18 protein-coding genes and 2 pseudogenes are annotated in these 21465 nt (G+C 56.6%); 14 read left to right on the top strand and 6 right to left on the bottom strand.

All coding sequences use genetic code 11. The features are described 5' to 3' along the window. From RW023_RS07180 to RW023_RS07125, 12 genes and pseudogenes are all read left to right on the top strand, one after another. Positions 1–185 (top strand): annotated as a pseudogene (locus RW023_RS07180) (hypothetical protein); the annotation flags it as partial. A 65-nt stretch (positions 186–250) separates the two neighbouring features. Beyond that, positions 251–916 carry a hypothetical protein gene (locus RW023_RS07175; RefSeq protein ID WP_315580546.1) on the top strand — a complete coding sequence of 222 codons (666 nt, stop codon included), beginning with the start codon at positions 251–253 and terminating at the stop codon, positions 914–916. 51 nt (positions 917–967) lie between these two features. Then, positions 968–1291, top strand: a complete 324-nt coding sequence (locus RW023_RS07170; protein WP_315580545.1) for a nucleotide pyrophosphohydrolase — start codon at positions 968–970, stop codon at positions 1289–1291. A gap of 411 nt (positions 1292–1702) precedes the next feature. Beyond that, positions 1703–2458 carry a hypothetical protein gene (locus tag RW023_RS07165; RefSeq protein ID WP_315580544.1) on the top strand — a complete coding sequence of 252 codons (756 nt, stop codon included), beginning with the start codon at positions 1703–1705 and terminating at the stop codon, positions 2456–2458. After that, the gene (locus RW023_RS07160; RefSeq protein WP_315580543.1) at positions 2445–2690 is read left to right on the top strand and encodes a helix-turn-helix transcriptional regulator; all 246 of its coding nucleotides are present in this window, start codon (positions 2445–2447) and stop codon (positions 2688–2690) included. The genes RW023_RS07165 and RW023_RS07160 overlap by 14 nt, the downstream gene beginning before the upstream one ends. Further along, positions 2674–5076, top strand: coding sequence for an EcoAI/FtnUII family type I restriction enzme subunit R (gene hsdR, locus RW023_RS07155; protein ID WP_315580542.1), 2403 nt, complete (start codon positions 2674–2676; stop codon positions 5074–5076). The genes RW023_RS07160 and hsdR overlap by 17 nt, the downstream gene beginning before the upstream one ends. A gap of 16 nt (positions 5077–5092) precedes the next feature. Beyond that, positions 5093–6565, top strand: a complete 1473-nt coding sequence (locus RW023_RS07150; RefSeq protein ID WP_315580541.1) for a class I SAM-dependent DNA methyltransferase — start codon at positions 5093–5095, stop codon at positions 6563–6565. Further along, positions 6562–7311 (top strand): restriction endonuclease subunit S, encoded by a 750-nt coding sequence (locus tag RW023_RS07145; protein WP_315580540.1) that lies wholly within the window; start codon positions 6562–6564, stop codon positions 7309–7311. The genes RW023_RS07150 and RW023_RS07145 overlap by 4 nt, the downstream gene beginning before the upstream one ends. Positions 7312–7487: 176 nt before the next feature. Continuing rightward, entirely contained in the window at positions 7488–8060 is a 573-nt protein-coding gene (locus tag RW023_RS07140) for a restriction endonuclease subunit S (RefSeq protein ID WP_315580539.1), read from the top strand. Between the two features lie 174 nt (positions 8061–8234). Next, complete coding sequence (locus RW023_RS07135) at positions 8235–9128, top strand: SMODS domain-containing nucleotidyltransferase (protein ID WP_315580538.1); 894 nt, start codon at positions 8235–8237, stop codon at positions 9126–9128. Further along, complete coding sequence (locus RW023_RS07130) at positions 9106–9663, top strand: SLATT domain-containing protein (protein ID WP_315580537.1); 558 nt, start codon at positions 9106–9108, stop codon at positions 9661–9663. The genes RW023_RS07135 and RW023_RS07130 overlap by 23 nt, the downstream gene beginning before the upstream one ends. Before the next feature lie 278 nt (positions 9664–9941). Beyond that, a complete protein-coding gene (locus RW023_RS07125) occupies positions 9942–10784 on the top strand; it encodes a type ISP restriction/modification enzyme (RefSeq protein ID WP_315580536.1) in 843 nt (280 codons plus the stop codon). Positions 10785–10955: 171 nt separating this feature from the next. On the opposite strand, the pseudogene RW023_RS08405 reads toward RW023_RS07125, so the two are convergent. Next, positions 10956–11450: pseudogene (locus RW023_RS08405) on the bottom strand (Abi family protein); the annotation flags it as partial. 432 nt (positions 11451–11882) lie between these two features. Beyond that, positions 11883–12395 carry a PH domain-containing protein gene (locus RW023_RS07120; RefSeq protein ID WP_315580535.1) on the bottom strand — a complete coding sequence of 171 codons (513 nt, stop codon included), beginning with the start codon at positions 12393–12395 and terminating at the stop codon, positions 11883–11885. Between the two features lie 88 nt (positions 12396–12483). Between RW023_RS07120 and RW023_RS07115 the strand changes: the two genes are divergently transcribed. Then, positions 12484–12885 carry a hypothetical protein gene (locus RW023_RS07115; protein ID WP_315580534.1) on the top strand — a complete coding sequence of 134 codons (402 nt, stop codon included), beginning with the start codon at positions 12484–12486 and terminating at the stop codon, positions 12883–12885. Positions 12886–13048: 163 nt separating this feature from the next. Here RW023_RS07115 and RW023_RS07110 read toward each other — a convergent pair whose 3' ends face one another. The 4 genes from RW023_RS07110 to RW023_RS07095 all read right to left on the bottom strand — a co-directional run bounded on the left by RW023_RS07110 (position 13049) and on the right by RW023_RS07095 (position 19270). Continuing rightward, the gene (locus RW023_RS07110; RefSeq protein WP_315580533.1) at positions 13049–15418 is read right to left on the bottom strand and encodes an exo-alpha-sialidase; all 2370 of its coding nucleotides are present in this window, start codon (positions 15416–15418) and stop codon (positions 13049–13051) included. Positions 15419–15972: 554 nt separating this feature from the next. Further along, the gene (ilvC, locus tag RW023_RS07105) at positions 15973–16998 is read right to left on the bottom strand and encodes a ketol-acid reductoisomerase (protein ID WP_315580532.1); all 1026 of its coding nucleotides are present in this window, start codon (positions 16996–16998) and stop codon (positions 15973–15975) included. Between the two features lie 2 nt (positions 16999–17000). Continuing rightward, complete coding sequence (ilvN, locus tag RW023_RS07100; RefSeq protein WP_315580531.1) at positions 17001–17507, bottom strand: acetolactate synthase small subunit; 507 nt, start codon at positions 17505–17507, stop codon at positions 17001–17003. Then, on the bottom strand, positions 17507–19270 hold the full coding sequence (locus RW023_RS07095) for an acetolactate synthase large subunit (protein ID WP_315580530.1): 1764 nt from the start codon (positions 19268–19270) through the stop codon (positions 17507–17509). Before RW023_RS07095 ends, ilvN begins: the two co-directional genes overlap by 1 nt. 488 nt (positions 19271–19758) lie before the next feature. Between RW023_RS07095 and RW023_RS07090 the strand changes: the two genes are divergently transcribed. Then, positions 19759–21351, top strand: a complete 1593-nt coding sequence (locus RW023_RS07090; protein WP_315580529.1) for a TrkA C-terminal domain-containing protein — start codon at positions 19759–19761, stop codon at positions 21349–21351. Positions 21352–21465: the final 114 nt, after the last annotated feature.

The raw sequence follows: 21465 nt of genomic DNA, 5'->3' as shown, positions 1-21465 counted from the left end.
TGGATTTCAACGATTGGAATGAGCTGCGCAGACGAATTAGCTCTGCGATCGGTGTGGCACCTCAGCCTGTTCCTGTTCGTTACGCGCTGTTGTGGGAACCCCCAAGCGAGCGTTGCGATGGTGAAGGGCGACGCTTCCGAGGCTACGACTGGCATGGATCAGGGTCGGATGGAAACTGGATCTAAAATGCACGTTCCGCATGTGTGACAAACAGGCACAAATTGAAGGCGGGGGTGAGTAGCATAACCCCATGTCGACAACCATTCATGTTTATCCGACAGTAGATGCTCTGCCTCTTGTTGAGGAGATTCGTGGGCGCACACAAGAGTTATTTCAAACATTGTTGAACCGTCATGGTATCGGTTCAACAATAGAGGTTAAAGCTCTCTATCCTTCTCGGGCAGATATACCAATTAAGTACGTTGAAAAAGACACGGTGTGGACACCGGATTTGTATCTCACTTTCGATTACTTGATTGACGGGATCTGGGATTCGGCTTCTTGGCCTAGGTGTCCTTTCGTCGAAGATGACGATCGAATTAGGGAAATAGACTTGGTCTATCCATTCGACTCAAAACCGGAACACCTTGGCTTGTGGTACATCGTTGAAGAATTCGAAGACATTGTTCCTCCAACTCGACTGGCAAAAATTCTGGCACAAGACCACTACTGGACCGATGAGCGAAACTTTGGTGGCCCTCCCGTTGCTTCAACAGGTTACGGTTTGGTTTGCGCAGCTCTGGCTGAAGCAACCGAAGGAATCATCGCCTCATTTGACTCCGCATTCGACGACAAGCACAACGGCGAAACCGCCGAGGAGTTTCTTGCCTGGTGGGGTGACAGGCAAATCGATTTTTATGGCGAGGACGCATTCAGAAATCCGCGAAGGAAAAGATACCAACTAGCCATTGGGTAGAAGGCTCATACACGCGCCCCGGATGTGAGTGCTTCGCAGTAAAGTGAAAGCATGCTTAACGATGCGGTTGCACAGAAATTACGCGCATTCTCTGAGGAGCGCGATTGGGACCAGTTCCACACTCCCGAAAACTTGGCGAAATCTATTTCGATCGAGGCCGCGGAACTCTTAGAGTGCTTCCAGTGGTCGCCTAATGGGGATCCCCAAGCGATCAAGGAAGAGCTCGCCGATGTCCTCACCTACTGTTACTTCCTCGCGATGAAGGTCGGACTTGAACCCGACCAGATCGTGTTGGAAAAGCTTGCCGTCACCGCCCAGAAGTATCCAGTTGAAAAGTCTCGCGGGAGCAGCGTGAAGTATGACCAGCTGGATTGAGCCGGCGGACAACAGCGATTGACACCTGTACAAATCCACGCAATACCAACGCCAAATAGACGAAAAACAACACGCAAAAATTACATCTGCGTCATTCAGATGCATTAATCTGGGAATACGCAGCACGCCTTCGGGGAAATCCCCAAGAATGCAGCCAGTGATCAGCGATGTTCACCCGGCACCTATCCGCACACAGAAGGGCATCTCCATGCACAGTGATCCCAATGCAGACCAGCTCGCATTTGACGTTGATGGCGCCCCAACGCCCAACGACAGCTCTACCCCTTCTGCATCGGCGGTCACTGAGCCTTCCACTCCCCCATCTTCTTCAGCCAGCGCACCGGATATGCTCCTGAACGAGTACCGTGCGCGCGCGACAAGCGAGCGAGAGAAGGGCACACTCTTCGAGGCATGGACGTTCCCACTCTGGATGCAGTATTGTTCTTGGCCCCCCGCAAGTCGCAGGTGGACGTCATCCAGGCGGTGGGCCGTGTGATGTGCCGCGCGGAGGGTAAGGACTTTGGCTACATCATTCTTCCTGTAGCCGCACCGGCGGGTATGGCGCCGGAGCGCGCGCTCGACAACAACAAGCGTTTCCAGGTCGTGTGGCAGGTTCTCAAGGCTCTGCGTGCGTACGATGAACCCCTTGACGCAGCGATCAATTCGATGGAGCTCAACGGGCAGGGCCCCGAGAACATCATCGTCGAGCAGGTGTCCCTCGAGAAGGCGAAGAAGCAGGACGATCCGCTCAGCGGCACTGCGTCCGATGGGGACGAGGCCGGGTCTATAGAATCCGGAACGGATCCGCTCACCCAAGAAATCCAAGGACAGCTCACCCTACTGCCCTCAGATTGGAAAGAGTCGGTGTTCGGAAGGATCGTGAAGAAGGTGGGCTCGTCCCTGTATCGGGATGATTGGTCTAAGGACATCGCAACGATCGCTGGACGTTACATCCGCTTAATTGAACAGTTGCTGGAAGACCCCGAGCGCCAGGACGCCTTCCAGGAGTTCGTGGCTGCGCTGCGCCAGACCTTGAATCCGTCGGTGGATAATGTCTCCGCGGTGGAGATACTGGCCCAGCACATCCTGACGGCAAAGCCCTTTACGGTTGGCAATGGAACAGGAAAACAGACGAGCAAGAAGCGGAGGAGCAATGAAAAGAATTAGCTACAACCCGTTGTGGAAGAAGCTCGTCGACAAAGGCTGGCTGAAGCGCGAACTCCAGCAAAAAGCTGGCATCAGCACTGGAACCGTTACCAAGCTCGGACGGAACGAGAACGTCACCACCGCCGTTCTCGTCAAGATCGCCGAAGCACTGGACTACGGACTGACCGACATCGCGGAGATCTTCGAAGTCATCGAATCTGTGAAGGGAGATAACGATGCCAAAGCTCACTGAAGAGGACGTCAAACTCAGGTTCATTACACCTGCGATCACAGAGAGGGCTCGTTGGCCTAAAGAGCAACTTCGTATGGAGCTTGTCATCGCTCCTGGCCAGGTCATCGTTCAAGGTACCAAGACCAAACGGGGCGAGATCAGCAAAGCGGATTACGTGCTGCTTGGTTCGAAGTCGCGTAAGCCGCTTGCGGTTGTTGAAGCCAAGGACATGGAGCACACTGTTCGTGCAGGTCTGCAGCAGGCACTAGGTTATGCCGCGAAGCTTGACGCCCCGTTCGCCTACTCGTCAAACGGCAAGGGCTTCATCGAGCACGACTTCTTCACCGGCGCTGAGCGAGAGATCGGCTTGGATGAGTTCCCTACCGAGGATGAGTTGTGGCAACGCTATCTGGTTGGCAAAGGACTTGACGCTCAGGGTGCGGCACTGATTGCTGAGCCATATCATGTTGACCCGTTCAAACCGCAAGAAGCTCGCTATTACCAGCAGGTAGCGGTAGACCGAACGCTGGAAGCAATCGCACACGGCGACCGCCGTCTACTCCTGGTGATGGCCACCGGCACCGGCAAGACATTCACGGCCTTTCAGATTATTTGGCGGCTCCTCAAAGCTGGAACAGTGAAACGGGTACTGTACCTTGCCGACCGCAACGTGCTGATCGATCAGACCATCACCGGCGACTTCGAGCCGCTCTCTGGCCGCATCACCAAGGTCAAAGGCAAGCACTTGGATTCCTCTTACGAGGTTTACATGAGCCTGTATCAACAGCTCGCTGGTGAGGAGGGTGAAGAACCATTCCGGCAGTTCAAACCAGAGTTCTTTGACCTCGTCATCATTGACGAGTGTCACCGTGGATCAGCACGCGAAGAATCGCTGTGGCGACGTGTCCTCGACTATTTCTCTAGCGCCATCCACATTGGTATGACGGCAACACCGAAAGAAACCAAGGAAGTGTCGAACATCGACTACTTTGGTGAGCCTGTCTACACCTACAGTTTGAAACAGGGAATCGAGGATGGCTTCCTCGCTCCGTATAAGGTGATCCGTGTTGGCTTGGACGTCGACTTGGAGAACTGGCGACCGTTCGAGGGGCAAGTCGACGTTGATGGCAACGAAGTTGAGGATCGCGAGTACAATGTCAAGGATTACGACCGTAACCTCATCATTGATGAGCGCACCCAGATGGTCGCCAAGTACGTGACGTCCTGGCTGGAGAAGTACGGCACTGATTCGAAGACCATCGTCTTCTGCGTCGATATTGAGCATGCTGAACGAATGCGCCAAGCCCTAGCGAACGAGAACCTTGAACGGGTCATCGAGGACTACCGGTACGTCATGAAGATCACCGGAGATGATAAAGAAGGCAAGGGTCAGCTCGATAATTTCGCTGACGTCAACGAGCAGTACCCGACACTGGTGACCACATCGAAACTGCTCACCACAGGCGTCAACGTCAAAACGATCAAGCTCATCGTCTTGGAGTCCAACATTGGGTCGATGACGGAGTTCAAACAGATCGTCGGACGCGGCACCCGGCTCGATCCTGAGCATGGCAAAGAGTTCTTCACGATCATGGACTTCCGTGGATCGACCCGACTCTTCGCCGACCCGGATTTCGACGGTAACCCAGCAGGCAGCATAGACATGCCTTTGCCCGAGCCTGGAGATGACGGCGAGATCCCCGAACCCGAATGGCCAGAAGACGACGAAACCGTGGAAGAACCCGGGTCTGAAGATGACATCGAGGCCTTCGGCCCCGATGATGTGATCATCTGTGATCCGCCTTGGATCGACGACCCAGCCCCTGAAAAGCAAGGCAAGGTGCGAGTTCGCGGTGTCGAAGTCAAACTGCTCAACGAGCGCGTCCAGTACGTCGATCCCGTCACCGGCAAACTCATGACCGAATCGATCCGCGACTTCTCGAAGCGGTCATTGCTGAACACGTACTCCAGCCTCGACTCGTTCCTTACCGCTTGGTCGCAGGCCGAGCGAAAGGACGAACTCATCGGCCAGCTCAGCAGCCGTGGCGTCTTCCTTGAGGCGATACGCGAAGAAGCTGACGGTAGGTTCTTCGACGTTGACGATTTCGACCTGATCCTCCACGTTGCCTTCGACAAGCCTCCACTGACCAAACAAGAGCGTATCGATCACGTCAAGAAGCGCGGTTACCTCCACAAATACTCAGACACGTGCCGCGAAGTGTTGGAAGCACTCTTGGATAAGTACGCAGATATCGGTATATCTGAAATCGAAACAACCAGAATCCTCAGCGTTGACCCATTCACCCAGTACGGGTCACCGCAGAAGATTGCCCGCCTCTTCGGAGGACGCGATGCCTACCTCCAGGCCATTCGTGAACTCGAAGAGGCCCTCTACGAAGCTGCATAAGGAGCACAAGTAGCTAATGAGCCTGAACTCGTTCATCTCAACCTCCCGCAAGATCATGCGCGGAGACGCCGGGGTCGACGGCGACGCCCAACGCATCGCCCAACTCACCTGGCTGTTGTTCCTCAAGGTCTACGACGCGAAAGAAGCCGACTGGGAGTTCCACAACCCCGGCTACCAGTCGATCATCCCCAAACATCTCCGCTGGCGATCTTGGGCACCCGACCGAAAAGACGGACGCTCCAAGACCGGTGAGGAACTGCTGACGTTCCTCAACACTGAACTCTTCCCAGTCCTCAAATCGCTGCCGATCACCGCATCGACGCCGCTCAGTCAATCCGTGGTTCGGGCAGTGTTCGAGGATTCGAACCAGTACATGAAGGACGGCATCCTCATCCGTCAACTCGTTAACCTGATCGACGAGATTGACTTCGAGGACTATACAGACCGGCATGCTTTCGGCGAGATCTACGAGACCTTGCTGAAAGAACTCCAAAGCGCGGGCAGCTCAGGTGAGTACTACACGCCGCGCGCGGTCACCGACTTCATGATCGAAATGATCAACCCCAGGCTCGGAGAGACCGTCGCGGACTTCGCAGCTGGAACAGCCGGGTTCCTCACCTCAACGCTCAAACACCTCGACGAACAGGTCGAAAGCGTCGAAGACCGCGAGGCATATCGCTCCAGCGTTTACGGCATTGAGAAGAAGCCAATGCCGTACCTACTTGGCGTGACCAACCTACTGTTACACGACGTCGACCAGCCCCAGTTCATTCACGGCAACTCACTCGAACGCAACGTGCGCGACTTCAAAGACAGCGAGAAGTTCGACGTCGTCACCATGAACCCGCCCTACGGCGGCACCGAGCAAGAATCGGTCAAAGCGAACTTCCCGCAAGCCTTCCGTTCCTCTGAAACCGCAGACCTCTTCATCGCGCTCATCACCTACCGGCTCAAACGACACGGCAGAGCCGGGGTCGTACTGCCCGACGGGTTCCTCTTCGGCAACGACGGCGCAAAAGTCGCACTGAAGGAACGGCTCCTCAAGGAGTTCAACCTCCACACCATCATCCGCCTGCCGGGCTCTGTGTTCTCGCCCTACACCTCCATTGCTACCAACCTGCTGTTCTTCGATAACACCGGCGCAACCAAAGAAACCTGGTACTACCGAGTAGACCTCCCCGAAGACTACAAAGCGTTCTCCAAGACCAGACCAATGCTGAGGGAACACCTGGCCGACGCCGCTGAGTGGTGGATGGATCGCCGAGAGATCGAAGACGCTGACGGCAACCCCAAAGCCCAGCGGTTCACCGCCGATCAACTTATCGAGGGCGGTTACAACCTTGATCTCTGCGGCTTCCCGCAACAAACAACCGTCGTGCTCAGCCCAGAAGAAACAATCGCTGATTACAAGACCAAACGAGCCGAACTCGACGCGCAAATCGACGCCAAGATCGCCCAAATCGAAGCACTCCTGGCGGTGACCGAATGATCGCCGACCGCCTCCGCGCTGCCATCCTCCACGCAGCCATCAGTGGCAAACTGACTGACCAACGCCCAGAGGATGGCACCGCTAAAGACCTCCTCGAACAAATCGCTGCGGAACGGGCTGTTTTGGCCAAAGCAAAGAAACTTCAGAAGCAGAAGGATCTTCACCCCGTGACGGAGGATACCCAGCCGTTCGTGCTTCCGGCTAGCTGGAAATGGGTGCGCTTTCAGGACGTCAGTCAGTTTCGAATTGGGAAGACCCCTAAAAAGGCGGAACCTAAGTACTGGTCACCCTCAGAAATTCCATGGGTTGCAATTTCAGATATGACGCAGGGTGGATCTATCACGTCAACTAAACAAGGTGTTAGCGCTGTCGCCATTGCCGAGTGTTATGGTGGCCAACTCTCTCCTGCTGGTACTCTTATCATGAGCTTCAAACTTACCATTGGACGCTGTAGTTTCCTTGGGCGAGATGCGGTTCATAATGAAGCGATCGTGTCGATATTTCCCGCCGCGTCAGCAGGAGATTCGTTTAGCAGGTACCTGTCACATGCGCTCCCTCTCCTTTCGCAATTGGGTGATTCCAAGGCTGCCATCAAAGGTAATACGCTCAATTCAGAGAGCATCGCTAACCTTCCGATTCCACTGCCACCACCAATGGAACAAGAGCGGATCGTCGCGAAGCTTGATGAGGTGCTGCCGCTCATTGACCAACTTGCTGAACTTGAGAGAGAGAGAGAGAGTATCTAGACCGCGAGTTCGCCAAAGCAATCGAACGCGCGATCCTCCAAGCCGCCATCAGCGGCAAACTCACCAAGCAACACCCCGAAGACGGCACCGCAGAAGAACTCCTCGAAACCATCAAAACCGAACGCCAGCAACTCGAAAAGGAGGGCAAAATCAAGAAGCAGAAGCCACTGCCTCTGATGAGCGAAGAAGTCGACCTTTTCGACGTTCCGCCTGCTTGGGCTTGGGTTCGACTCGGTCAGTTGGTCAAATACTCGGGTTCCGGTAGTACTCCCAAAGGTGGGAAAGCTGTCTACGTCCACGAGGGCACAATGTTCCTACGTTCGCAGAACATCCACAACGATGGCCTTCGAACCCAGGATGTCGCTTTCGTATCTCAAGCAACGGTGGAGACTCTGGGATCAAACACTGCCTATCCGGGGGATCTGCTTTTGAATATCACGGGGGCTTCGATTGGCAGGGCAGCAGTTGTTCCGAGTGGATTTGCGCCGAGCAAAACCAATCAGCACATCCTCACGATCCGCCTGATAGATCCGCGATTAGCACGATACATTCAAACTGTTATCACCTCAGATTTTGGATTTCGGCAGATTATGCAGCGCCAGAATGGTGGGACAAAAGAGGGGCTCAACTCGACCAGTGCGCTATCGCTGCCAGTTCCAGTTCCGCCTGTGGATGAGCAGGAGCGCATTGCTGCCAAGCTCGACCGAGCGCTACCCCTCGCGCGAGGCCTTGGGGAGCTGGTGTCGTGATCACCAAGGTTCACTTTCGAGGCTTTCGTTGTTTCAAGGAGATTGTCCTCACACCAGCTGAGATGACGCGAAGTTCGGGTTTCGAAGATCAGACTGCACTGCCTGAGGCGGTATGGGTGGGCGTTGCACAGATACTCTGCTCACCAGTGACTACTGGCAGGAGGCGAGAAGGCGATGGGTGACGAAAACCGATTGTTTCGACAATTCGAAGCGAATCTCCGCATGACTCCGGCGACAGTCAGCGCGGTGCGCAATCGATACCATGCCATCACCCGGCGCATCAATGTGGACTTCTGGGGAACGTCCTCAGACACAGATCACTCCTGGTACGCCGGGTCATATGGTCGCGGTACAGCGATCTCGACGAGTGATATCGATATTCTCGTGGAGCTACCGCCCGGTGAATACAACAACGCTTGGATGCGATCCCTGTTTGGTGGGAACGGGCCATCCGAGCTACTCCAAAAGGTGAAACGAAGTCTCAGTGCGACCTATCCCCAAACCAAGCTGCGTGGGGACGGACAAGTCGTCGTCGCCGAGTTCACAGATGGAGTTCGATTCGAGATAGTCCCCGTGTTTCGGGCGGAAACGCCCGGCACGTACCGTTACCCAGACACGCATGACGGCGGCTCTTGGCCAACAATGAACCCGCGCCGTGAGCTGGAAGTGTTCAATGGCTTGAGCAAGGATCACCCAGGTGGCCTGAAGAAGTTCTGCCGGATGCTTAGAGCGTGGAACAAAAAGGGGCAGTACTTCAGCGGGCAGGCACTGGACGCAATGGCGTTCGAATACTGGGAACAGAGCCTGTGGGCTGACAACCTGCCATACCTATATTTCGACTGGCACACCAGAGACTTCTTCGAATACTGGAAGAACGAGTTTTCCCGTGGTGGCGTTGTTGTAGCTCCGGGTACACGTCGACGAATTGACGCATTTGCTCCACCTCCTATGGTGGATCTTCTAGCGCTTTACGCGGACATTGCCAAGACTGCGATTGATGCGACGGACACATGCCAAGCAACAGAGTTTTGGAGGAGGATCTTCGATGACCGATTCCCGAAGTCCTGAACGCAACAGACTGTATTCCCAGCTCGAGAACGAGTATGGGAATGTGGTCTACTCTCACGCCGCGCAGGAAGAACAGCGTACGAGGCTTGCGCGCTCGGAGTGGAGAATCAAGACTTTCCAAATCATTCTTTCTGCGGCTTCAACTGCTGGTATCGTTGGTATCTTTGTGACGCAGCAGCAATGGGCGACGGTAGCTACGGGACTACTCACTTTCACGCTCCTTACGCTTAACTCGTATAGCTTTCGGTTCGAACTGGGAACGCAAATAGCGAACCATCAGAAGGCTGCCGATCAACTTTGGTATCTCCAGCGGCAGTACTTGGCTTGTTTGACTGACTTCAACTCGATGAGTGATGAGGAAGTCCGCAAGGAAAGAGACAGGCTTGTAGAACAAACCAAATCGATCTATACATCCATTCCCAGGACAGATAACAAGAGCTTTAACATTGCGCGTGATCGACTCCAGAAGGAAGGACTGAGAGAGTTCAGTCGAGACGAACTAAACCTGTTACTGCCCGAAGGGCTGAGACAGTGACCTCGCGGAACCATTTGGCGCGACGAACACCCTTTGGCGGAATGCCCGTTGGCACTGGCTTCGTTGGTGCAGGCGATACCTTGGCGACGGACTGCTCAACGCTGAAGCATCGGAGGGACGGCACAGTCTCTTGGCGGTCAACAACTCCCACGAGCGCTTTTGCCCCGAAACCGCGCGGTTCTCGCCGTATCTCCAGGATTCGGCCAACTGCCGTTGATACGCCCCCTTGTATTCAATCCGCTCGCTTGTGCGAGCCCTTCGCAGGGACGGGCACCTTCGTGGCGCGCCTGCTGCAGCTGGGGGTCATCCCGCCCGAGGCCCTGGAGCAAAAATACAAGAACGAGATCTTCGCAAACGAGTTCGTGCTGCTCTCCTACTACATCGCGTCGATCAACATCGAGCAGGTCTACCACCAGGTGCGCGCCGAGCAGGGCGTGGACGAAGGCTACGTCGAGTTCCCGGGCATGACACTTACGGACACCTTCCAGCTGCACGAGGGCGACGGCACGATCACCGAGGACTTCGCGGGCTTGGAGTACAACGACTACGTGACCCTGACGGGCATTCCGGAACAGGCGCAGGGCTATTCAATTTCGGGCCGTAGCCCGCTCGAGTGGATCATCGACCGCTACCACGTGAAGACGGACAAGGCGTCGGGCATCGTGAACAACCCGAACGATTTCCTGCGCGAGCAGGGCCGCCCCGACGCGGTCGTGGACCTGATCAAGCACCTGGTGACGGTCTCGATGCGAACCCAGGAGTTGCTAAAGACCCTGCCGACCCTCGAGATTCCGGAGGACACAGACCGCCAGCAATATCAGCCGACGTGTAGATCTGCGGACTCCTGCACACCGCTATTCAGTCACAAGGCCGTCAAATGTCCGCTCTTCGACGCGGGCACAGTAACCCTGCCCAATTTCGATGAGCGTCTTGATGGTGCGATACACTTTCGGATTCTGCTCCATCGACATGTTCTTTTTGCGTCCAAAATACTCCTCAAGCTTCTTCTCCATGCGTTCATTAAGCTTCTGGACGTCCTCGACGGAGTGTTTGAACATTCCATGACTATTGACCAAGCGAAGATAGGTATAAAGCATCGTCGAGTAATTGTGGACAATTAGTTGTCTGTAGCTCTTTCCCAGCGAACTCTTTCTCACACCTTTCGAGTGAGGATCTCGTCCGCACAGCCACATCCCCTGTCTAAGCACTTGCATATCATATGGTGCGCCGCCTTGCGATCCCATAGATTGCGTCGGAACAACAATAGTCACGTCAGACAAGAGGCAACAACCGTGAGAAACTGCATTTCGTAGCTTTCTAACAATGAATAATAAATGTTCAAGAACAGCGTCTTCACCTTTAATTTTACAATAGGTCTTATAGAGACGAATTTGTGACGCGAATGTTCCTAGCTCCCACCAGTGCCATAGTGAACGGTCTGCTTGACAATGTTCAACGAGGCGTTCAATGTAAGGATTAGAAGATGCAGCAGTTTGGTCTTCCCACTCATTAACACCAGCTTCACGCACGATTCGTTCAGCCATGCCCGGATCCCTTTCGTCCATCAGGCGGGCATTTAACCACACCTTCAGCGCATGCTCGATTGCTAGGCAATGGTCCAGACAGAGGCGACTGAGCGAAATATCAATCCGGGATAGTTCAACGAGATGCGCAAAGTCGCAGGAATACCTGCCGCATTCATCGCGCCGATAATTGTGTCTATAGGCTTTAATTTTAAAGTAGTACGTATTCTCATTCAAGAATCGACGCGCATCAGATTCGGACATAACCTCAAAAGAAATGCCACTACGACGAAGATGATCAATTTGTTCGTCAAGCCCATAATGAGACATGCGCACATCACCTTTGAAGGAAACAGTAATGAAAAGGAGGGGATGAACGACCAGTTCATTCCCCTCCCGATCCCGGCGGGGCGAACCCGACTAGATCTACGTTGTGCATTCATGCTAACAAGCAAGGAAGGAGACTTGTCAAACGCAGATGCGTACTCTTAGTCACATTGCGTGTTTACTCCGCATTATCCGTTCCCAAGTTCGGTATGGAACACCGGGCGACGTTTATGAGTTGCGCGTAGAGACCAGGCCATCTATCACAATTCGGACCACCCGCTCATCGTAGGATATAGACAATCAGAGCCCCTCACAGCACCTGCAGATGCTCCCTGTCCACCGCCCTGCCGCTACACCCACGGTCTACCCTCACGAATTCGGGTCGGCGTCGATCGCTCCTTGAACGTCGTTAAAGAGCAGGTTCGAGATCTCAACCTGCACGATCTCCACATTTGGCACATCGTGTAGCAGGAGCGGGTCATCGGCCGAGGTCTGCAAGGCAAGCGTTCCGCACCCAAACAGGCGGTCATTCAGATCCTTGACCATCTGAATGTCCGAGATACGGCTGAGCGGAAGGTCATGCCCCGTGCGCTGGAAAATACCCGAGCGCGTGATGATCCGCTTCGTTGTCACCGTGTAGGTCGCGGCCATCCACTTGGCCCACGGCACGACAAACAGCGGAATCGCAACGATCACAAAGACGATCCAAATCGCCGGCAGCGCCCACTTTCGCGAGTCCACGGGCACAAACACCGATCCAGCAATCGCGGCAGCAAGCAGCAGTACAACCGCCACAATCCTCCACAGCAGCACCTTGATGTGCGTGTGCATGTGGCGAACAACGACTTCATCTTTGCTCAGGAGCTTTTTTGACAAACCCATGGCCTCATTCTGCCAGACAATGTCCACGTCTTCTGGGAATTTCGACTCCCCTCGAGCCTGCTAGTCTGGAGCAGTCGAGAGGAAACACATGAACACCCTGGTCACTATCCTTCTGGTTTGCGCTGCACTCATCGTTGTCGTTGCCGGCCTCCATCTCTTCGTGACCGGACTTTTGGTCCGCAACCAAGCCGTACGCCCTCCCCTCGGCCTGTATCTGCAAGATATCCCTGTCGGCTCCCACGCGTGGAACGCCGGACATCAAGCCGTCTGGGTCCTCCTCTTTATGGGCGGGGTCCTGGGCACCGCGCAAGGAATCACCGTCATCGCGATGGCCTTCATGCACTCCCCTGGCTCAACCTCAACCAGCCTGATTTTCCTTGTGATGGGCGCGCTCACCGTCGGGGGCCTCGGCTGGAACGCGCGAGCAGGCGCCACCCAGGTTGCGCTGGCGACGATCGAAGAAGATCAGTCCTCCACCGACGAGGCCTAGCCCCCCCTTCCTCCCCCCTCCCCCCGATAACGACTTTCTCTCTCCCCCCCCCCGACTACGACCTCAACAGACACCGGGGCCGGGGAGCATCATCGCACTCCCCGGCCCCGGCCTCGTTAATCAGCAGATGACTCGTTAATCAACGACACATCAGACGATCAGCTCAGATCCACGCTCCCGAACGAGCGAAGTAGTACCAGCGGCCATCGATCTTTTGCCAGCCGGTACGCATCTGACCATCGTCGCCGAAGTAGTACCAGGACAGGCCAATGCGCTGCCAACCCGTTGCCATATGGCCATCCGTTCCAAAGCGGTACCAGTGTCCGTCGAGGTTCTTCCAGCCAGTCACCATGCGGCCGTCAAGTCCGAAGTTGTACCAGTGGCCATCAATCTGTGCCCACCAGATCTTCATGACACCCGTGCTCGGATCGAAGTAGTACGAGTGACCGCCTTCTTCGAACCAACCATTCGTACGCGCACCGTAGGAGGTGTAGTGGCTCCACTTTCCATCCTGCTGGTCCCAACCGGTGACCATGATTCCATCGGCGTTGAAGCGGTAGGTCGCATCACCAATGACAACGCTTTGCGAGGCCGCGAAGCTACCGTCCTCGAGCTGCCATTTCCACCCATCGGCGGTGTTCACCCAGTGTGCGGGGGTTGCAGAAGGCGTGGGATCGGGGGCCGGTGTCGGCTCGGGATCAGGGGTGGGCTGAGGAGCGGGAGTTGGATCGACGGACGGGGAAGGCTCCGGAGTCGGGTCCGCCGAGGCCGTGGGGTCTGGGCTGGGTGCCGGAGTCGGGTCCGCCGTCGGAGCCGGCGTGGGCGTCGGCTGCGGGTCAACCGATGGCGACGGCTGCGGAGTAGGTGCGACGTCCTCGCCCGGGTCCTTCAAACCCAGGTACGCGGCATCAACGCGCATGAAGTCAATGTTCTTGTACCCGCCGGTCTCATACAGCAGACCCCAGGTTCCATCATTCAGGGCATGCAGCGTCGAGTAGGCCATGTCTCCGCTTTCGAAAACCTTGCCCTCGTTCCAAGTGAAGCCATCGTCGTAGGAGACGCGAATCGTTCCATTCGCGCGGGCACTCGACGAATCTGCATTCGAGAAGAGCAGAACGCGCGCACGCGCCGATCCCTGAGGCGCATCCGGGTATGCGCGGATGATCGAGGCATTATTGCGCGGATCGGTCAGGTCCCAGTTGTGGCGGAAAGGACCCCAGGTCTGGCCGCCATCATAGGAAATCGCCTCGAGGCGCTGACCCGCGGTTCCCTGCGTACGAGAGTTGAGCAGCAGGCGCCCGTCGGAGAGCTCGACGACCTTGTTCTCATCCGCGCTACCTTCACTGGGAGCGCCCGGCTTCCACGTTGCGCCGTGGTCATCGGAGTAGACAGAAACAGCCATGAGCGAGGTGCTACCCGAATTTGCGACCGCGTACTGCTGAATCAATCGACCAGCGTGTGCACCGTAACGCAGCTGGATGCCTTCACCTGAAGAGGCAAAGCGCGTGAACCACTGATCTTCATACCCCTGCGTCACCTGATCGGTGATGGTGCGAGGGTTCACCCAGGTCTGTCCGTTGTCGTGCGACTCAACAACATGTGCGTGGAGGATGTTGCGCGCGTTGGGATCAGTTCCCAGCTGCGACTGGAAGAGCCCCGCGTCAAATGACTTTACAGAGAACAGGAAAATCGTCCCGGTGGTTCGATCAACAACGAACGAAGGATCTGAGAAGCCGACCTTATTCGCCCCGGGAGTTCCGGCCAGGGCAGTTTGGATCGGTGTCCACGACTTCCCGCCATCCTTCGAGATGCGGTAGACGATCGAGTTCGCTTGGGGCGCGTCCTGACAGGTCTCGGGGCGTCCATCCCACGCGGCAATGATCCAACCGTTGGTGGCCGTGGTCAGCGCGGGGATGCGGTGGCACTTAAAGCCTGCCAGCCCGGGCGAGGCCAGTCGCGCAACTTCGCCGATCGCGTAGTCCTTGGGAGTTTCCACCGGATCCGGCTCTGCTGCACGCGAGCCCGGAAGAACGGTGATGGCCTCGGCATTGGCGGAAATTCCACCGGCAATCACATCGTTGCCATTGCGGTCACGGGTCGCCGCCCACGTCGAAGTTGGGGTGAAGGAGCCGGCAGCCAGGTCGGCCTCGGTCACGGTGTGCGTCGCACTGGTGCACTGCTTGGTGGTGTGCGCACTGAGGTTGTGCCAGCGACAGTTCGGCGAGCCGGTCGTCAGGACGCCTGCGAGGTTTGATTCCTTCGGGAATACGGTCAGAGCACTGTCAGTCTCATTCGTGTAGGTGAAGGTGAATGTGAGTGTGTCCCCCACATATACCTTGTCTCCGAGGGTGTCTGTACGCGTTGCGGTAACGGCGATCGGCGCTGGGGTTGTTTCGCTTGCCGAGGCCGTGGCAACGTCGCCGGGTTGGGTGTCACTCTCGGGGGTTGCCAGTGCCGGCAGGGAGAACGAGGCGCACATGAGCGCTGCACCTGAGACGGCCGCTAGGGCCCGTCCATATCGACGGAGGGTCATCTTTGGTCCTTCTGGATGAATGATATGAATGTGAGACTGAAAAACGACACCTGAGTCAAGTCTCAGCCATCACGTAAGTCATCTTACAAATTACCAGAATCTCCCAACAATAACATCAGGCTATTTCCCGAGCATTTTCAGGGTATTCACATCACTTTTGTTGACGCGCGTGCGAATAGCGGCGAGGCTGCGCATCTGTAACTGGCTTTGGCACATGAAGTCGAGAAATGACACAGGCTATCCAAGGCCGCTCGCAGGCCCTCCAGGCCTCTCTCCCCGTACTCCACATGAAGTCGACAAAAGACACAGGCTATAAGGCATGGCATTCACCGACTTCCTGTGTCTTTTGCTGGGAGGAGGCCGGGCGGGCAGACCATGCGCACGGACGGAGGCCAAGCCGAGGACGGGCAGAGGCGGGCGGACCGGTCCGCGCGAACAAAAAACGCTGTGGGCCGGTGCATACGCACCGGCCCGTAGCCGTTTGATCAAAACCTCTGTCTTAATCAGTAGTCAGCTCAGCTAAGGAAGCCGGCCGAACCTGAGATCGCATCAGCTCAGCGAGCTGCGCTACCTTCGGTGTAGTCCTCATCGGCCTGGGTCCAGCCGAAAGCCTTACGCAGCTTCTGGCCAGTGGCCTCGATCGGGTGAGACTCTTCCTCAGCACGCAGTGCCTTGAACTCAAGAGCACCATTATCCTGGTCCTCGATGAAGCGGCGTGCGAAGGTACCGTCCTGAATATCGGTGAGGATGTCGCGCATAGCCTGCTTGGAAGACTCGCCAATGACGCGCGGGCCAGAGATGTAATCGCCATACTCAGCGGTGTCAGAGCAGGACCAACGCTGCTTGGTGATGCCACCTTCGTTGATCAGGTCAACGATCTGCTTCATCTCGTGGCAGACCTCGAAGTAGGCGATCTCGGGCTGGTAGCCAGCGTTCACCAGGGTCTCAAAGCCAGCCTGGATCAGGTGAGAAACGCCGCCACACAGAACAGCCTGCTCGCCGAAGAGGTCGGTTTCGGTCTCTTCAGTGAAGGTGGTCTTGATGACGCCTGCACGGGTGCCACCGATTGCCTTTGCGTAGGACAGAACCAGGTCCCAAGCCTGACCGGAAGCGTCAACCTCAACGGCGACGACATCCGGGGTGCCCTTGCCCTGGGTGTAGGTCTCGCGGACCTTGTGGCCGGGGCCCTTGGGGGCAACCATGATGACATCGTGACCGGTGGGGACCTCGATGTAGCCGTAGCGGATATTGAAGCCGTGCGCGAAGAGCAGGGCCGCGCCTTCCTTCAGGTTGGGGGCAATCTGCTCGGCGTAAACGAAGCGCTGCACCTGGTCGGGCAGGAGGATGGAGACGACGTCGCCCTCAGCCACAGCCTCGGGAACATCCTTCACCTCGAGGCCAGCGGCCTCGGCCTTGGCCCACGAAGAGGAACCGGGACGCAGGCCAACGACCACCTCAACGCCGGAATCCTTCAGGTTCAGTGCATGCGCATGCCCCTGCGAGCCGTAACCAATAACGGCCACCTTCTTGGACTGGATCAGCGACAGGTCTGCGCCGTCGTCGTAGATGATCTCTGCCATTGTTAATTCTCCTTTAGTTGATCCGTAATCGAGTGGTCACCGCGACCGATCGCCACGGCGCCCGATTGAACGAGTTCGATGACGCCGTAGGGCTCCATGGCCCGCAGCAGCGCCTCCAGCTTGGGTAGTGAACCGATCGACTCAATGACGACCGACTCAGGTTGAACGTCGACAACATGCGCGCGGAACAAATCCACGACCTGCAAGACGCCCGTGCGACGAGATTCATCAGCGTGAACCTTCATCATGAGCAGACGACGTTCGACGGATTCCTCGGGGTGGAGCTCAACAATCTTGAGCACATTGATGAGCTTATTGAGTTGGCGCTTCACCTGCGCGATGGGAGCAGAATCGGCCTCGACGATGATCGTCATACGTGAGATGCCGGGTTGTTCAGTCTCCCCCACTGCGAGGGACTTAATGTTGAACGAGCGGCGTGCGAACAAGCCGGACACTCGAGTCAAAACACCGGGCTTGTTTTCCACCAGAACAGAAAGCGTATGCCTCATCAGTCTTCCACCTCCCAGTCGGGGGCGATATCTCGCGCGTAGCGGATATCGTCATTGGGGACGCCGGCTGCAACCATCGGCCACACCATAGCATCTTTAGAAACCCTAAAGTCCAACAAAACTGGACGATCGTTAATTGACATGGCCCATTCAATGGCCTCGTCAATTTCCTCTGCATGGCGCACGGTCCGCGCGGCCATTCCATAGGCCTGAGCAAGCATCTCGAAGTTCGGAATCTGCTCACCATCTTGCGGGTTCAGGGTCGTGTTCGAGTAGTGCTCACAATAGAACAGCGTCTGCCACTGACGGACCATTCCCAACACGGAGTTGTTGATCAGCGCGACCTTGATCGGGATGCGGTTGATCGAGCAGGTTGCCAGTTCCTGGTTCGTCATCTGGAAGGAACCATCACCATCGATCGCCCAGACGACCGATTCGGGGGCACCAACCTGAGCGCCCATCGCTGCGGGGATGCAGTATCCCATGGTTCCCAGACCACACGACGAAATGAAGTGGGAAGGCTTTTCCAGCTGAAGGAACTGAGCCGCCCACATCTGGTGCTGGCCCACGCCGGTCACGTAAATCGCATCAGGACCGGCAATCTCAGAAAGCTTCGAGATCACCTCTTGGGGAGCCATGAGACCGTCGGTCGGCTCGCTCCAGCCAAGCGGATATTTCTCACGCAGACGGTTAAGGTAACGCCACCATCCCGAAAGGTCCGGGCGCCCCAAGCGTTCGTAGGCCTCGGGAAGAGCAGCATTGAGAGCAGCCAAGGCGGGCTTCAAATCCGCAACCACGGCCACGTCTGCGTAGCGGTTCTTCGACATCTCTGCCAGATCAATATCGACGTGCACAATGCGTGCGCGAGGCGCAAAGGAGTCCAGCTGCCCGGTCACGCGGTCATCAAAGCGCGCCCCCAAAGCCACAATCAAGTCCGCACGCTGCAGCGCGCCAACCGCGGGAACCGTACCGTGCATTCCCGGCATCTTGAGGTTGTGCGGGTCAGAGTCGGGGAAAGCTCCGCGCGCGGGAAGCGTTGTGACGACTGCTGCGTCGGACAATTCCACCAGTGTGCGTAGTTCTTCTTCCGCATGGGCGCGGAGCAGGCCGCCACCGACGTAGAGCACCGGAGCCTGGGCTCGCGCGATTTCCTCTGCTGCGCGCTCGATCTGACGCGGAATGGGCTCGAAAGCGGGCTGATAGCCGGGGAGATCCATGGGCACGGGCCAGATGTATTCGAATTCTTCGACCTGTGCGGATCGGGTGATATCCACGAGGACGGGGCCCGGTCGGCCAGTCTTGGCGATGTGGAAGGCCTCGGTGAGGCGAGCGGGAATGTCACGCGGGTCCGTCACCAAGAACGAGTGCTTGGCCAAGGGCATCGATGCCCCAACAATGTCAGCTTCCTGAAATGCATCAGTTCCGATCAGCGACGCGCCGACCTGGCCGGAGATCACAACGATCGGGACCGAATCGATATTCGCGTCTGCGATTGCGGTCAGGGTATTCGTCGCGCCCGGACCAGAGGTCACGATCGCAACGCCAACCTTACCGCTGGCCAGGGCGTATCCTTGCGCCGCATGGCCTGCACCCTGTTCGTGACGCACGAGGATGTGGCGGAGCGAGGAGCTCATCAAAGGATCGTAGGTGGGCAGGATCGCACCACCGGGCATACCGAAAACGTCGGTAACCCCCAGGGCTTCAAGGGTATTCACAATGGCCTGTGCGCCGGTCATGACCTGGCGTTGTTCTTCAGTCATCATCAGCCTTCCAGTCGGTTCTACGCTTCCGCTTCAAGGAGTGCGGTTCGCGCCGCAATTCCTTGCGCGAATCATGGGGTGTTGGCATGAAAAAATCCCCTTCACAGGTGCGGGCGCGTCCTCCTCTATTCCCGAGGCCGAATAACGCGTAGCGCAAGTGCGCGGGGATTGTGGCGTGCGTTCCATCCGACAATTCACACGGCAGGAATCGCACGCCTGGGTACGATGACCGAGACGAGAATTCCTGAAATGCGAAGCTTCATCACGTCTCTAACCGTACGGGCTTGCGTCGCCGTCGGCCTTTTGATCTCACAGTGCAAGATAAATGGGACCTTGGCCTCAAAATCGAAAATTTGTCAGACGTGAGCTAACAGCAATTAGCACCATTTCCGCAGAATCTCGCGAATCGCCCATTTTGTCCTTTTCCTAAAGAGTCAGATACTGAAAACGGATAGAAAAAATCCTGATCACCAGACAATGGAGCCCTCACAGTGGAGATCTTATTTACCAAGCTTGCTGATCAGCCCGTCCTATTCTTGTTCCTCCTTATTGGCGTGGGAATGGCCTTTGGCCACATCAAGATCAAGGGCATCGGGCTGGGCGCAGCAGCTGTCCTTTTCCTTGCAATCATTATGTCCGCATGGGCTGAAACCTACGGAATTCACCTACGCGTCACCCGAGAGCTGGGCACACTTGGCCTTGCGCTCTTCGCCTTCGCTATCGGCATGAACTCCGGAGCTTCCTTCTTCCACAACATCAAGAGCGCGGTCGGACCGATCTTGGCAATGCTTGCCCTTTATGGAGTGTCCGCGGCCGTCGGAGAAGTTATCGGCCGCATGTGGGGAATGGACCCCGCACTCATCGCAGGGACCTTCGCCGGTTCAGTAACCAACACCCCCGCGCTGGCTGCAGCTGGCGAGGCCTCGGGAAAGCTGGACCTTGCGACGGTCGGTTATTCGATTGCTTATCTCTTCGGCGTCGTCGGAATGCTCATCGCTTCTGCAGCAGCTCTTTCTTACGGCAAGCGCGATAAAGATGCCCCCTCTCCCCTGGCGAACCGTACGATTCGCGTCGAACGCGGTGATCATCCTTGCATCGGCGATATCCACACAATGATGGGTTCAAAGGTGACCTTCTCACGTCTGCGCCGAGGCGAAACCGGCCCTATCATGCGTCCTTCAATGAACGACACCCTTGACCAGGGCGACTTGGTGACCGTCGTTGGCCCGCGTGAGTTGGTTGCCCGAGTTGCAACTGAACTCGGTCACCCCTCGTCGCACTCCTTGATCGAAGACCGTGCATACTTGGACTTCCGTCGCGTGACGATTTCTAACCCGAAGCTCGCCGGTCATACCGTTGAAGAACTGGGCCTGGCGGATAAGTACTCCGCAACAATTTCCCGCGTGCGCCGAGGCGACGTCGATATGATCGCTGAACCCGGACTGATCCTCCAGCAGGGCGACCGCGTTCGTGTCGTGGCCCCCACCTCAAAGATGCGCGAGATTACGAAGTTCTTTGGGGACTCTGCACGAGGCCTCTCCGACCTGAACCCAATCGCCTTGGGCATCGGCATGGCACTGGGCATTCTGATTGGCGAAATCCCGATCTTTACCCCGACCGGCGCTTACTTCTCGATCGGTTCGGCTGCTGGAACGTTGATCGTCGGCCTGATCTTCGGGCGTCTGGGACGTATCGGTCCCTTCGTGACCGCAATGCCGTTCACGGCCAGTCAGGTTCTGGCAGAGTTCGGCCTTCTGGTCTTCCTCGCACAGGCGGGTGCTAACGCAGGTGGACAGATCGAAAAGGCCTTCACCTCTGGCACCTGGCTTCAGATCCTGTTGTTGGGCATCATCATGACCTCGATCATGGCCATTGGCCTGTACGTCGTCATGCGCTGGTTGTTCAAGATGGGTGGAACGAAGCTCTCCGGTCTGCTCGCTGGCGCTCAAACACAACCTGCAGTCCTTGCCTTCGCGAACTCGCGAACGAACATGGATCCACGCGTTTCCTTGGGCTACGCGCTGGTCTATCCCGTTGCCATGATCGGAAAGATCCTCGTCGCACAGATCATAGGCGGCATGTAATCGCTCCCCCACTGTGCTCCCCCGCTGTTTTGAGCGCGCTCAATCAAGCCGCGCTCAAAACAGCCACCGACGAAACTAAAGTTTGGGCCCCGCACCAGCTGGTGCGGGGCCCAA

It is taken from the genome of uncultured Actinomyces sp. (assembly GCF_963542285.1).
Classification (GTDB): Bacteria; Actinomycetota; Actinomycetes; order Actinomycetales; family Actinomycetaceae; genus Pauljensenia.
This window is presented reverse-complemented; position numbering and strand designations above follow the sequence as displayed.

Excerpts from the sequence above, each read along its gene's own strand:
- RW023_RS07175 (WP_315580546.1), top strand. The coding sequence starts at position 251 with ATGTCGACAACCATTCATGTTTATCCGACAGTAGATGCTCTGCCTCTT.
- RW023_RS07170 (WP_315580545.1), top strand. The coding sequence starts at position 968 with ATGCTTAACGATGCGGTTGCACAGAAATTACGCGCATTCTCTGAGGAG.
- RW023_RS07165 (WP_315580544.1), top strand. The coding sequence starts at position 1,703 with ATGGACGTTCCCACTCTGGATGCAGTATTGTTCTTGGCCCCCCGCAAG.
- RW023_RS07160 (WP_315580543.1), top strand. The coding sequence starts at position 2,445 with ATGAAAAGAATTAGCTACAACCCGTTGTGGAAGAAGCTCGTCGACAAA.
- hsdR (WP_315580542.1), top strand. The coding sequence starts at position 2,674 with ATGCCAAAGCTCACTGAAGAGGACGTCAAACTCAGGTTCATTACACCT.
- RW023_RS07150 (WP_315580541.1), top strand. The coding sequence starts at position 5,093 with ATGAGCCTGAACTCGTTCATCTCAACCTCCCGCAAGATCATGCGCGGA.
- RW023_RS07145 (WP_315580540.1), top strand. The coding sequence starts at position 6,562 with ATGATCGCCGACCGCCTCCGCGCTGCCATCCTCCACGCAGCCATCAGT.
- RW023_RS07140 (WP_315580539.1), top strand. The coding sequence starts at position 7,488 with ATGAGCGAAGAAGTCGACCTTTTCGACGTTCCGCCTGCTTGGGCTTGG.
- RW023_RS07135 (WP_315580538.1), top strand. The coding sequence starts at position 8,235 with ATGGGTGACGAAAACCGATTGTTTCGACAATTCGAAGCGAATCTCCGC.
- RW023_RS07130 (WP_315580537.1), top strand. The coding sequence starts at position 9,106 with ATGACCGATTCCCGAAGTCCTGAACGCAACAGACTGTATTCCCAGCTC.
- RW023_RS07120 (WP_315580535.1), bottom strand. The coding sequence starts at position 12,395 with ATGGGTTTGTCAAAAAAGCTCCTGAGCAAAGATGAAGTCGTTGTTCGC.
- RW023_RS07115 (WP_315580534.1), top strand. The coding sequence starts at position 12,484 with ATGAACACCCTGGTCACTATCCTTCTGGTTTGCGCTGCACTCATCGTT.
- RW023_RS07110 (WP_315580533.1), bottom strand. The coding sequence starts at position 15,418 with ATGACCCTCCGTCGATATGGACGGGCCCTAGCGGCCGTCTCAGGTGCA.
- ilvC (WP_315580532.1), bottom strand. The coding sequence starts at position 16,998 with ATGGCAGAGATCATCTACGACGACGGCGCAGACCTGTCGCTGATCCAG.
- ilvN (WP_315580531.1), bottom strand. The coding sequence starts at position 17,507 with ATGAGGCATACGCTTTCTGTTCTGGTGGAAAACAAGCCCGGTGTTTTG.
- RW023_RS07095 (WP_315580530.1), bottom strand. The coding sequence starts at position 19,270 with ATGATGACTGAAGAACAACGCCAGGTCATGACCGGCGCACAGGCCATT.